The 12501-nt window shown below is 76.5% G+C and carries 8 protein-coding genes and 1 pseudogene; 3 read left to right on the top strand and 6 right to left on the bottom strand.

The window, feature by feature from the left end:
- Positions 1-112: 112 nt before the first annotated feature.
- Both DMB38_RS09845 and DMB38_RS09850 read right to left on the bottom strand, forming a co-directional pair.
- Positions 113-894 (bottom strand): annotated as a pseudogene (locus DMB38_RS09845) (SDR family oxidoreductase).
- Between the two features lie 271 nt (positions 895-1165).
- Positions 1166-2575 carry an RNA polymerase subunit sigma-70 gene (locus DMB38_RS09850; RefSeq protein WP_125934848.1) on the bottom strand — a complete coding sequence of 470 codons (1410 nt, stop codon included), beginning with the start codon at positions 2573-2575 and terminating at the stop codon, positions 1166-1168.
- A 125-nt stretch (positions 2576-2700) separates the two neighbouring features.
- Between DMB38_RS09850 and DMB38_RS09855 the strand changes: the two genes are divergently transcribed.
- The gene (locus tag DMB38_RS09855; protein ID WP_125934849.1) at positions 2701-3228 is read left to right on the top strand and encodes a DUF1203 domain-containing protein; all 528 of its coding nucleotides are present in this window, start codon (positions 2701-2703) and stop codon (positions 3226-3228) included.
- Positions 3229-3322: 94 nt separating this feature from the next.
- Complete coding sequence (locus DMB38_RS09860) at positions 3323-4120, top strand: VOC family protein (RefSeq protein WP_047015818.1); 798 nt, start codon at positions 3323-3325, stop codon at positions 4118-4120.
- A gap of 150 nt (positions 4121-4270) precedes the next feature.
- Here DMB38_RS09860 and DMB38_RS09865 read toward each other — a convergent pair whose 3' ends face one another.
- The 4 genes from DMB38_RS09865 to DMB38_RS09880 form a co-directional block, all read right to left on the bottom strand.
- Positions 4271-4495, bottom strand: a complete 225-nt coding sequence (locus DMB38_RS09865; RefSeq protein ID WP_018834246.1) for a hypothetical protein — start codon at positions 4493-4495, stop codon at positions 4271-4273.
- A 55-nt stretch (positions 4496-4550) separates the two neighbouring features.
- A complete protein-coding gene (locus DMB38_RS09870; protein ID WP_125934850.1) occupies positions 4551-6206 on the bottom strand; it encodes an alpha-L-fucosidase in 1656 nt (551 codons plus the stop codon).
- Entirely contained in the window at positions 6199-8391 is a 2193-nt protein-coding gene (locus DMB38_RS09875; protein ID WP_125934851.1) for a 4-alpha-glucanotransferase, read from the bottom strand. Before DMB38_RS09875 ends, DMB38_RS09870 begins: the two co-directional genes overlap by 8 nt.
- A gap of 135 nt (positions 8392-8526) precedes the next feature.
- Positions 8527-8748 carry a hypothetical protein gene (locus DMB38_RS09880; protein WP_047015821.1) on the bottom strand — a complete coding sequence of 74 codons (222 nt, stop codon included), beginning with the start codon at positions 8746-8748 and terminating at the stop codon, positions 8527-8529.
- Between the two features lie 606 nt (positions 8749-9354).
- Between DMB38_RS09880 and DMB38_RS09885 the strand changes: the two genes are divergently transcribed.
- Positions 9355-12495: a beta-N-acetylglucosaminidase domain-containing protein gene (locus DMB38_RS09885; protein ID WP_125934852.1), complete on the top strand. Its 3141-nt coding sequence runs from the start codon at positions 9355-9357 to the stop codon at positions 12493-12495.
- Positions 12496-12501: the final 6 nt, after the last annotated feature.

Here is a 12501-nt window from a genome sequence, read left to right on the forward strand (position 1 = left end):
GCGGCATTTCAGACAGTTGTCGTCATCTTTGTGCGTCAATGAGGTGAAGATTCCGGTCGGCCGTGACGGTCGAAGCGGGACCGGCGGGGTCGCCGCCGGTCTCCGGGGGCGGTCAGCTCGGGAACATCGCCGTGGCGTTCACCCAGGTGCCGGTGACCGCACCCGCGTGGTCGGAGGCGAGGAAGGCGGCCAGGTCGGCGATCTCCTGGAGCCGGGGGAGGCCGGGAGCATGCGGAGGCCGTCGAGGGTGTCGAGTACGCCGCGGAGGGCTTCCGGGGTGGCCATCGCCGGGTTGACCGCGCCGAGCTTCTGCGGGGTGAGGGTCTCCGGGACGCCGGCCGCCCACAGACCCGCGGCGCGGACGCCGCTGGGGCCCAGTTCCTGGGCGAGGGAGCGGATGAGGGTGTCGATCGCCGCGTCCGCGGGGCAGGTGCCGCCCATCATCGGGCTGGTGTGGGACGAGCCGCTGTTGAGCGCCAGGATGACGCCCGAGCCCTGCGCCGCCATCCGCCTGCCCGCCGCGCGGGCGGTGACGAAGTTGGTCGTGAGGCCGCGGGTGACGCAGGAGACGTAGTCCGAGACGGAGAGGTCGACCAGCGGGGTGCCCTGGACGTCGTTGCGGGTGATCAGGTTGATGCTCACGTCGAGGGAGCCCGCCTCCTCCGCCACCCGGGCCGCGTGCTCCTCCACCGCGTGCTCGTCCAGCGCGTCCACGACGGCCGCGTGGGCGGTGCCGCCGGACTCGTTGATGTCCCTCGCCACCAGTTCGACGTTGGCCGCGTGCCGGCCGGTGAGGTGGACGCGGGCGCCCTCGCGGGCGAAGGTACGGGCGACCGCGGCACCGATGGCGCCGCCGGCGCCGTAGACGATCGCGTTCTTCTCCTGCAGCAGCATGGTCTCTCCTGGCTGTCGTCATCGGGTGATGTCGGCCATTGAGACGCACGCGGGCCGCGGCAGTCATCGCTCCCCGCCCGGCGTCCGCGGCACGGCCCCCGGTGTTCGCCCGAATGCCCCCGCCGAGCGGAACTCCGGCGCCATCGGGGTGAGGGGTGTGTGCGGCGGGGGGGGTTCCCGGATCCGGGTCCACGATGCCGGGGCACACGGGCCCGGACCCGTAGCCGCCGGGGCGCCCGCCCTCTGCCGTACGGTGGGAAGAGGCCGCTGCTCAGAGCGTCAGCGGCAGCCCGAAGGCCGGCAGCAGATGCGGCTCGAACGTGGTGATCTCGGCGATCCGCCCTCCTTCGACCCTCAGCACCTCCAGCGTCTGCGCCCGGTACACGGTCGTGCCCGGCCGGCGCACGTAACCGGCGACCGCCGGGCGGCCGTTGGCGCGGGCCGGCACGTGCCGCCAGTCGCCGAAGAAGCCGGGCAGGGCCGGGTCGAGCGACTGGGAGACGAAGTCCACGATCGTCTGCCGCCCGACGAACCAGAACGGGTTCGGCGGCATCGTCAGCGTCGCGTCCTCCGTCAGCAGGGCCGCCATCGCCGCCATGTCGAGCCGCTCGGCCGCCTCCCGGTACCGGTCGACGGCGGCCAGCTCCTCCGGCGTCGGCGGCGTGAGGGGCGCCCACTCCGCGCGCTTCCCCGCGGGCAGGTGCGCGCGCAGCGCGGGTCGGGCGCGCTGCAGGGCGCTGTTGACGGCGGCCGTGCTCAGGTCCAGCAGCCCGGCGGTCTCCGCGGCGGGCAGGCCGACGACGTCGCGGAGCACGAGGGCCGCCCGCTGGCGGGGCGGCAGGTGCTGGAGCGCGGCGAGGAAGACCAGGTCGACGGTCTCGCGGGCGACGGCCTGGGCCTCCGGGCCCGCGTCGGCCGCGGGCACGTCGGCCAGCAGTTCGTCGGGGTAGGGCTGGAGCCAGGTGATACGCGCGGGCGGCTCGGCGTCGCCGTGTGCCATGCCGGGCAGCCGCTCGTAGCGGGCGGGGGTGCGGGAGTGGCGGCGGAGGTGGTCGAGGCAGGTGTTGGTGGCGATGCGGTAGAGCCAGGCGCGCACGGCGGCACGGCCCTCGTAGGTCTCGCGGCGGCGCCACGCCTTGAGGAACGTCTCCTGTACGAGGTCCTCCGACTCGTCGTACGAGCCGGTCATCCGGTAGCAGTGGACCTGCAGTTCACGGCGGTACGCCTCCATCAGGGCGGCGAAGTCCGCGTCGCCGGGGGCGCCGGAGCCCGGCTCCTCATGCGTCACGGGTAGCGGCGTGACGTTCTCGGGCGCTTCCCCGGGCGTCACGCTCTCCACCGTCACGCTCTTCGGCGTGACGTTTTCCGGCGTGACGTCCTCCGCCGTCCCCGCCGCGTCCCTGGCCGTGCGCGCGATGCGCCGCAGCCGGCCCACCGACGACGACAGCTCCGTCACGTCCGCGTAGAACGTCTCCGGCGGCTGCGGGGTGAGCCGCCCGGCGCGCTCGGCGACGTCGGATATCAGCTCCCGCACGGACCCCGCCGCCCCGGGGGCGCGGCGCTCGCGGTAGGCGCGCTGGCGGCAGGCGGCGGAGCAGTAGACGGAGGTGCGGCCCCGGCGGCCGGTGCGCGCGGGCACGGGGCCGCCGCAGGCCGGGCACGTGGCGTCCGGTGCGGACACGGTTCCTCCCCTGGTCTGCGTCACGCGGTCGGTGCGTGACGCAATTCTGCCAGCGCCCGCCGACACCGAACCTGACGTCGGATTCCCGCCAGCGTCCGCGGCCCGCGGCGCGCAGCCTGGACGGCATGACGACGACATCGGAAGCCCCCGCCGCCTACCGCCCCGCTCCCATCCCGCCGGCCGTCCTCGCACGGCTCCGCGAAGCCGACGACGCCGGGCGCCCCGCCCGGGAGGTGACCGACGGTGAGGGTGGTGCGCCGCTGCGTTGCTGTCTGCGGCGGAGCCGGGCCGGGGAGCGGATCGCGCTCGTGTCGTACGCGCCCCTGCGCCGCTGGGCCGCCGCGGCCGGGGTGGATCCCGGGGCGTACGACGAGCAGGGCCCGGTCTTCGTGCACGCCGGGGAGTGCGCAGGGCCCGTGCCCGGCGGCGGCTGTCCGTTCGCCGAGACCGCCGCCCTGCGGGCGTTCCGGCGCTACGACGCGGGCGGCCGGATCGTCGGCGGCGCCGCGCTGCGGCTGCCGGAGGACCCGGCCGCGGCGGAGGCGGCGACCGTGCGGGCGCTGGCGGCGGCCTTCGCGGCGCCCGAGGTCGCGTTCGTGCACGTGCGGGCGGTGGAGTACGGCTGCTTCCTCTACGAGGTACCGCGCCCCTGAGCCGTCCGCGCGCGAGCGGCGCGCCGCGGGGCTAGCGTGAGAAGTGCGCACGAATCCGCGCAATACCCCCCAGCCTCAGAGGAGGCGACAGATCATGACCGTACGACCCGAAGGCGCACCCACCTGGGCGGACGCGACCTTCCCCGACCTCGAGGCCGCGAAGAGCTTCTACGCCGACGTCTTCGGCTGGACCTTCGAGGACGGGGGCGAGGCCTCCGGGCACTACACCCAGGCCATGGCGGAGAGCGGCGTCGCCGCCGGTCTCGCGCCCCCCATGCCGGGAGCGGAGGAGGCCCCCGCGGGCTGGACGCTCTACTTCGCCACGCCCGACGCCGACGCCACCGCCACGCACGTCGGCGAGCACGGCGGCCGGGTCCTCATGGGCCCGATGGAGGTCGGCCCGTACGGCACGATGGCCATCGCGGAGGACCCGGACGGCATCCGGTTCGGCCTGTGGGAGTCCGGCAGCCACGAGGGCTTCGCCGCGATCGGCGAGCCCGGCACCTTCTGCTGGGCCGAGGTCGACACCAACAACCCCGCTCACGCCGACGAGTTCTTCCCCGAGGTCTTCGGCTACCGGGTGCGCAAGATGCAGGACGACACCATGGACTACGCCGTGTGGAGCGTCGGCGACGGCGACCCGCTCATCGGCCGGGCGGAGATGAGCGGCAACGTCTTCCCGGCGGGCACGCCCCCGCACGTGGGCGTCTGCTTCGCGGTGAACGACTGCGACCGGGCCGTGGAGACGACGCGGCGGCGCGGCGGCAGCGTGACGTTCGGGCCGCAGGACTCGCCGTTCGGGCGGATGGCGACCCTTGAGGACCCGCAGGGTGCGTCGTTCACCGTGATCGACGTCAACCGCACGGTCGGTGACATGCCGGAATTCGCCTGAGGCGGGCGGCAGCGGCCGGGGCCGGGTGCCGAGGCGCCGGGCCCCGGCCCACCGGGCGCGGCAGCCGCCGCGGCCCGCGCGGGCACGCCAAAAGCGCCTGCCCCGGGGCACGGAGCAGGCGCCGGCGCGCGGCGGATACGCCCGCCCGCGTCAGCTCTTCTTCTTCTCCGCCGCGACCACCAGGCCGGCGATCACCGCGAAGGCCACCAGCGGGGTGAGCACGAAGAGACCGAGGGTCTCCGCAACGCTCAGCCCGGGGCCCGGGTCGTCGCCGTCGTCGCGGTTGAGCGCGGAGGCGGCGGGGGACGACATCAGCATGATCAGCGCCGTCCCGGCGGCGAGCGCGCCGGCGCGCAGAGTCTTCTTCCTGTCCACGCTCAAACCGTAGCGAACACCGCCGCCACCCGCGCGCCCGGGGTCGTCTAACGCGCTACGCGCTCCCCGCCGTGCTCAGATGCGCCGTCACCGGGAGCAGCCGCGGCTCGCCCCGCGCCTCCTCCACCCGTACCCGCAGCTCGTCCGCCGTCACCGGGGCGGCGAGCGGCAGGATCCGGTACGCGCCGATCGTCGTGCCCGCCGCGATCCGGCGCCACCGGCCCGTCGCCGGATCCCGCGCCTCCACCGCGAAGCGCTCGACGCGCTGGCCGTGCCGGATGTCCTCCGCGAGACGGACCCGGTCGAAGGTCTGCGGCCCGCGCCGGTCCAGCAGGTTCTCGCCGTACACCGCGCGCACCCGGTCGCCGAAGGCGCGCAGTTCGCGTACGTCCTCGGGGGCGATCCGGCCGTCGCGCGCGGGCGGCACGTTGAGCAGCAGCGGGGCGTTGCGGCCGACGCTCTGCTCGTAGAGCGCGAAGAGTTCGTCCGCGGTCTTCGGCCGCTCCCCGGGGTGGTGGAACCAGCCGGGGCGGTTGGAGACGTCGGCCTCCGCCGGATACCACTGCAGGTACCGCACACCGTCCGCCAGCAGCCGCGCGCGCGAGCCGATGTCGGCGTCGGTGGAGTCGTTGGGCAGCGCGCCGTGCGTGGACCGGGGGTCGACGGTGTGCGGGGTGACGCTCCACTCGGTCTCGCGGGCGACGCCGCGCTCGTTGCCGACCCAGCGGATGCCCTGCGGGCCCTGGAAGACGACGGTGTCGGGGGAGAGCGCGTGGATCAGCTCGTACCACTGCCGGAAGTCGTACTCCTGCGTGATGCCCGCGTCCCGCCACGGGTTGGCGCCGTCGAGCCACAGCTCGTCGATGGGGCCGTACTCGGTGAAGAGTTCGTAGACCTGGTTCAGGTAGAACGCGTCGTAGTCGTTCGCGCGCACCGTGAACGTCGGCAGCCGCCCGGCCGCCACGTCGTCGGCGCGGTCGTCGCCCTCGGCGAGGGTGGGGATGGTGTGCGTGCGCACGGGGCTGCCGTTGCCGTAGCGGCCGTGGCCCGAGGGCGGACCGCCGTCCGCGAGCGCGGTGCGCTCGACGCTCGTCAGCGGCTCGCCGGCCTCCTGCTTCTCCCGCAGGTCCGCGAGCCAGCCGGCGTGCCAGGCGTGCGGCAGTTCGGCGCCGTCGGACGGCGAGAGGTAGACGCCGACGCCGAGCCCGGCCCTGCGGGCTTCCTTGACGTACGTGCCGAGGAGGTCGCGGCTGTGCGGGCTGGCGGCCACGGAGTGGTCGGAGTAGCGCGTCGGGTAGAGGTTGAAGCCGTCGTGGTGCTTGGCGGTGAGCATGGCCATCTCGGCGCCCATCGCCTTGTACGTGCGCATCCACTGGGCGACGTCGACGCGCCCCGGGTCGAAGAGCGCCGGGTCCTCCGCGCCGGAGCCCCACTCGCGGTCGGTGAGGGTGTTCATGCCGAAGTGGGTGAAGGCGGTCACCTCGCGCCCCTGCCAGGCGAGCTGGCCGCGCGTGGGCACGATGTGGGCGGCCTTGGCGACGATGCGCTCGGGGGTGTCGCAGTCCTCGACGGTCATCCGGGAGGCGGGCTCGATCGGCCGGGTGCACTCGTCGGCGGCGGCCGCGGGCTCGCCGGCGGCCGGCAGCAGGGCGGTCGCCGTGAGGGCGACGGCCGCGGCTCCGGTGCCGACGGAGCGGGCGGCTCTACGCACGGGGTGCCTCCTCGCTCGTACGGCCCGGTCCCGCGCCTTTGGACTCCGCGCCGCCGGACACGTCACCGCCGGACACGTCGCCACCGGACACGTCACCACCGGGCCGCGCGCCGGCCCGGCCGCCGAGTTCGCGCACCACCTCCGCCAGCAGCCGGTGCGTCCGCGGCGCGTCGGCCAGCTCCTCCAGGAGGACCGTGCGGCCGTCCGGATCGGCGACCGGCAGCCGCCAGCCCGGGTACGCCGCTCCCGCGCCCGGCACGTGCTGCGGGCGGCGGTCTCCGACCGCGTCCGGCAGCCAGACGGCGACGAGCCGGGCGGGGGTGCGGGCGAGGAAGCGGTACAGGCCGGTGATGACGGACGCCTCGTCGGCCCGGCCGCCGGGCAGCAGCCGCAGCCGGTCGAGCAGGTCGAGCCAGGCGCCGACCTCCACCGCGTCGGCGGCGCGGGCGGCGGGCAGCGGCCCTTCGACGAGGCCGAGTTCGTGGCGGAGCGTCAGGTGCGCACCGCTGAGCCGGGCGGCGGTGGGCGGCAGGCCGTGCCCGGTGACGGAGGCGAGCGCGTCGGCCCGCCAGCGCTCCGGCGGCCGCGGGCACGGCACGCCGCCGGGGGTCTCCGGCGCCGGTTCGCGCTGGGTCCACAGCGCCGACGTGCCCAGCACGCCGCGCGCGGCCAGCGCGTCCCGTACCGCGGGCTCCGCCGGGTCCTCCTGGTCGTCTCCGATCACGGGCGTACCCGCCCGGTGCGCCTCCAGCGCGAGCACGCCGAGCATCGCGTCCGCGTCGTACGAGACGTACGTGCCCTCCGCCGGCGGCCGGCCCGCCGGCACCCACCACTGCCGGAACAGCCCGCCCACGTGCCCGACGCGCAGCGCACCGGCCCGCCGCAGCGTGGCGCGCAGCACCGAGCGGTACGGGCCGTAGCCCGCCGCGGCCAGCCGGTCGGGCCGCCATACCGGCACGCCCCGGTCGGTGCCGCGGGCGTCGTCCTCGCGCGGCGCGGTGCCCGCGGTGCAGCCGGCGGCGAGGACGGACTGCTCCGCCCACGCGTCGGCGCCCGAGGGGTGCACGCCGGCCACCAGGTCGTGGATGACGCCGACGGCCATGCCCGCGTCCCGGGCGATCCGCTGGGCCCGCCAGAGCTGGTTGTCGGTGAGCCAGGCGAGCCGGCAGTGGAAGTCGATGCGGTCGAGGAGGTCGTGCCGGGCGCGGGTGGTGGCGGTGGAGCGCGGGTCGGAGAGGCCGCCGGGCCAGGAGCGCCAGTCGGGGCCGTGGATCTCGGCCAGCGCGCACCAGGCGGCGTAGTCGTCGAGGGGCTGGCCCTGTTCGGCGAGGAAGTGGTGGTACGCGACGCGGCGGCCGGGCGTCAGCTCGACGCGCAGCAGCAGCTCCAGCGCGGCGCGCTTCAGCCGCCACACCTCGTCGCGGTCGACGAGCCCGCCCTTGGCGCGCACCTGGTCGCGCAACGCGGCCGCGCGGCCGGCCAGTTCGGCGGCCTGGGCGCGGTCGTCGGGGGCGAGGTAGCGGTACTCGGGTATGTCCTCGATCCGCAGGTGCACGGGGTCGGTGAAGCGCCGGGAGGACGGCAGGTACGGGGACGGGTCCGCCGGCCGGCCCGCGGCGCCGGGGACCGCGGCGTGCAACGGGCCCAACTGCACGAAGTCCAGGCCGTGGGTGCGCGCCGACCAGGCGGCCAGCTCCGCCAGGTCGCCGAGGTCGCCCATGCCCCAGGAGCGGGCCGACAGCAGCGTGGGCAGCGCAAGCGCGAGCCCGGCACCGCGCCCGGCCGGCTGCGGCACGCGCGCGGGGGCGGCGATGACGGTGGCCTTGCCGGTGCGCCCGCCGGGGGCGGTGGCGGTGAGGGTGTGCACGCCGGGCGGGAGCGGGGCGCGCGGGTCGAGTTCCGCGCCGTCCTCGCCGGCCAGGGCGGTCACGGTGCCGGGCGGCAGCGGCCCGGGGTCCAGGACGGTGCCCGCGCGCGGCACGAGGGTCGCGGGCAGGAGACGGTCCCGTTCGGCCTTTTCGTACGCCGCGAGCGACGCGGCGACGGCGGCGGGCCCGGCGGCGTCCACGCCGAGCGCGGCGAGGACGGCGACGAGGGTGCCCTCGGGGACCGGGACGGCGCGGCCAGGCGTGCGTGCGTACGAGACCGCGACTCCGTGCAGCGCAGCTAACCGCGCCAGAGACATGCCACCCCCAGGTGGTATGCGACGTCATCGGCTCCGGCGCCACCCACCTACCAGGTCGCGGGCCCCGGAGGGTCGCCGCCGGGGTGAACCGGAAGGCTGATCGTACTGCGGCAGCCGCGCGCCGTCAGCAGGCCGTCACGTGAAGTGAACGGGCGGCAGCGGCTCGCTGATGAGGTTGTCCTCGGCGGCGAGCGGCGGCTCGCTGGTGAGCGGAGTGCCCGCGGCCAGCGGGGGTTCGCTGGTCAGCGGCAGCTCGGCGCAGGAGCAGGAGCCCGCCAGGCCGTAGTCGGGGTCGGCGCCCTCGACGGGTTTGAGGTGATGGTCGTGGCTGACTTCGAACGGAGCGGGAGCGGTCACCGCGGATCCTCCTCGGTCGGCGGCTGGTCACGTCCGCCGCTACCCGATCAAGGGCCCGGCAGTCGTGGCGACACGCGTTCGTGCCATACGTCACAGTACCCGGAACGGGCGAATTCACTGTAGGGGGGCCTGTAGAACGCAAGAGCTGGGGCACGTGCGCCCTCCCGGCCCGCTTTTTCCGCCGGGGCGGGCGGGACGGAAGACGGCCGCGCACGGGACCGCGCACCGGGACGTGCACCGGGCCGCGCGACAGGCGGAGCGCCCTGCCTCGCCGTGGCGGACCCGCGCACCGGCTCCCGCGCAGGCCGGGGGTGCCGCGGCGGTGCGGCGCGGGTACCCTGGCTCGCTCGTCCGGCGGATCGGGGCCGACCGGCTCGTTGACAGCGGCGGCATCGCGGTGGTGGGCTCTCCGCCTGCGCCCCGCGAGGGCATGGGCGGCGCGGGACTGGTGTACGGCACACGTACGCGCATCCTTAACCGCCGTGAAACGCACGGGCGATGAGCAGTCGACAGCGTCGGCGTACGGTCGCGAAGACGGCCGGCAGCCGGGTGCGGACCGGAAACGGACGGAGGGCGGCGGAGTTGGGCGGAGCTGCCAGGCGGCGAGTGGCCACGGCGACGGCGCTGTCCGCCGCCGTGATCGGCGGGCTGCTCGGCGGCCGCGCGCCGGAGGCCACCGCCCAGCCGCAGCAGCCGGACGCGGGCGGCACGGAGTCGGCCGAGACGCCCGCCGCGGAGGAGGCGCTGCGCGACGCGGTGTGGCCGCGCCCGCAGCAGTTGCGGGCCCGCGCCGGCGAGGTGCACGCGGGCGGACAGGCGGTGCTCGTCACCCCCGAGGACGCGGACTCGCGGGCGCTCGCGGAGCTGCACGAGGTGCTGCGGGCGGTCGGCGTACGGGAGTTCACGCAGGTACGCCCCGGCGCCGCGCTGCCCGCGACCGGGCTCGTGGTCTACGCCGACCAGTCGCCGGCCGGCGCCGCGGGCGTCGCGGGCCCCCCGCCGCGCCGCTCCCCCGCCGACGCCGCGCTGCGCGCCCTGGGCGCGGGCGAGCAGGCCGACCTGCCGGCCGGCGGCTACCGGCTGGCCGCCGGGCAGCACGAGGGCCGCGACGTCGTCGCGCTGGCCGGGACCGACGCCGAGGGCCTCTTCCACGGCGTGCAGACGCTGCGCGAACTGGCCCGCGCGGCCCGCACGGAGAACACGCTGCCCGCCGTCTCCGTACGCGACTGGCCGGGCACCGCCGTGCGCGGCATCGCGGAGAACCACTACGGCCGCCCCTGGAGCCACGAACAGCGCCTGGCGCAGCTCGACTTCATGGGCCGCACGAAGCTCAACCGCTACCTCTACTCCCCCGGCGACGACCAGTACCGCCAGGCCGGCTGGCGCGAGGCGTACCCGGCAGCGCAGCGCGCCCGGTTCCGCGAGCTGGCCGAGCGGGCCCGCGCCAACCACGTGACGCTCGCCTGGGCCGTGGCGCCCGGCCAGGACTTCTGCTTCTCCTCGGCGCGCGACCGCAAGGACCTGCTCGCCAAGGCGGACGCGATGTGGGCGCTGGGCGTACGGGCCTTCCAGCTCCAGTTCCACGACGTCAGCTACAGCGAGTGGGCCTGCGGCGAGGACGCCGACGAGTACGGCTCAGGGCCCGAGGCCGCCGCCCGCGCGCAGGCCGAGACCGCCAACGCGCTGGCCGCGCACCTCTCCCGGCGGCACCCGGACGCGGCGCCGCTGTCGCTGCTGCCGACCGAGTACTACCAGGACGGCACCACCGACTACCGCTCGGCGCTCGCCGGCGAGCTGGACGAGCGGGTCGAGGTCGCCTGGTCCGGCGTCGGCGCGGTGCCCAAGGAGATCAGCGGCGGCCAACTGCGCGACAACCAGGCCGCGTTCGGCGGCCACCCGCTGGTCACGCAGGACAACTACCCCGTCAACGACTACGCCCGCGACCGCATCTTCCTCGGCCCGTACGACGGCCGCGACCCGGCGGTCGCCGCCGGCTCCGCCGGCGTGCTGGCCGGTGCGATGGAGCAGCCCGCCGCCTCCCGGGTGCCGCTCTTCACGGTCGCCGACTACGCCTGGAACCCGCGCGCGTACGACCCGGACGCCTCCTGGCGGGCCGCCGTGCGCGACCTCGCCGCGGACGCCCCGGACCCTCAGAAGGCGGGCGCCGCGCTCGCCGCGCTGGCCGGGAACTCGGCGTCGTCGGAGCTGGGCGCCAGGGAGTCGGCGTATCTGCGGCCGCTGATCGCGGACTTCTGGCGGGAGCGGGAGAGCGCGGCGGGCGGCAGGCGGGACGGGCAGAAGGCGGCGGCGCGGCTCCGGGAGGCGTTCACCGTGATGCGCCGCGCGCCGGAGGACCTCGCGCCGCTGGCGGACGGCACGTTCGGTGACGAGGTGCGGCCGTGGCTGACGCAGTTGGCGCGGTACGGCGCGGCCGGCGAGCGGGCGGTGGACATGGTCACCGCCCAGGCCGCGGGCCGCAACGAGGAGGCGTGGCAGGCGCGGCTGGAACTGCAGCGCCTGGCCGGCGAGGCGGTACCCCCGGGCGGCGGGGTGGTGGGCGCGGGCGTGCTCGACGCCTTCCTCAGCCGGGCGCTGACGGACTCGGACTCCTGGCTGGGCGCTGGCGGCGGCGCCGAGCGCCCCGCCGGCGCCGGGGCGGCCGTCTCGGGCGGCGCGGAGCCGCTGGAGGGCTCGTCGGTGGCCGCGGCGGCCGACGGCAAGCCGGCCACGGCGTACGAGGCCGCCCGGCCGCCGTCGCCCGGCACGCACGAGGCGCTGGTGGTGGAGTTCGACCGGCGGCCCCTGCGCGCGGTGACGGTGCTCACCCAGCCCGGCACGGGCACCCGCGCCGAGGTGCAGATCCGGGTACGCGACGGCGGCGGGACCGCCTGGCGCGCGGTGGGCGAACTCGACGGCGGCGGCTGGACGGAGCTGCCCGCCGAGCGCGCCGACGCCGACGCCGTACGGCTCGTGTGGGCCGCCGACACCACGGCGCCCGTGGTGCACGAGGTGGTGCCGTGGTCCGCGGCGGAGCCCGGCGCCCGGCTGTCGCTCTCCCGCGACGAGGCGGACGTGACGATCGGCGGCGATCCGGTGGTCGTGGACGCGGAGTTGTCCGCGCGGCGCCCCGGTGACGCGGGCGGCACGGTGACGGCGAAGGCGCCGGAGGGGCTGAAGGCGCGGGCCCCCGGCGAGGTGCGGATAGCCCGCGGCACGACGGCCAGGGCCCCGATCGAGATCCGGGCGGCGGAGGACGTGCCGCCGGGCACGTACGAGATCCCGGTGAAGCTGGAGGACGGCGGCAAGGCCCAGGTCCGTACCGTCACCGTGCACGCCTACCCCGCGGTGGGCGGCCCCGACCTGGCGCGCGACGGCCGCGCGTCGTCGTCGGCGGACGAGACGCCGGACTTCCCGGCGGCGGCGGTGGCGGACGGCGACCCGGAGACGCGGTGGTCGTCGCCGGCGGAGGACGGCGCCTGGGTGCAGGTGCGGCTCGCGAAGCCGGCGCGGGTCGGCGAGGTGGCGCTGCGCTGGGAGAGCGCGTACGCGAAGCGCTACCGCGTGCAGGTCTCCGCCGACGGCCGCCGCTGGCGCACGGCGGCGGCGGTGAACGACGGCGGGGGCGGCCGCGAGTCGGTCCGGATGGACGAGCGCGAGGTGCGCTACGTCCGCGTCCAGGGCGTGGAGCGCGCGACGGAGTTCGGCTACTCGCTCTACGCCCTGGAGGTACGGGCCGTCCGCGACTGACCGCGG

Source organism: Streptomyces sp. WAC 06738 (assembly GCF_003945505.1).
Lineage (GTDB): Bacteria > Actinomycetota > Actinomycetes > Streptomycetales > Streptomycetaceae > Streptomyces.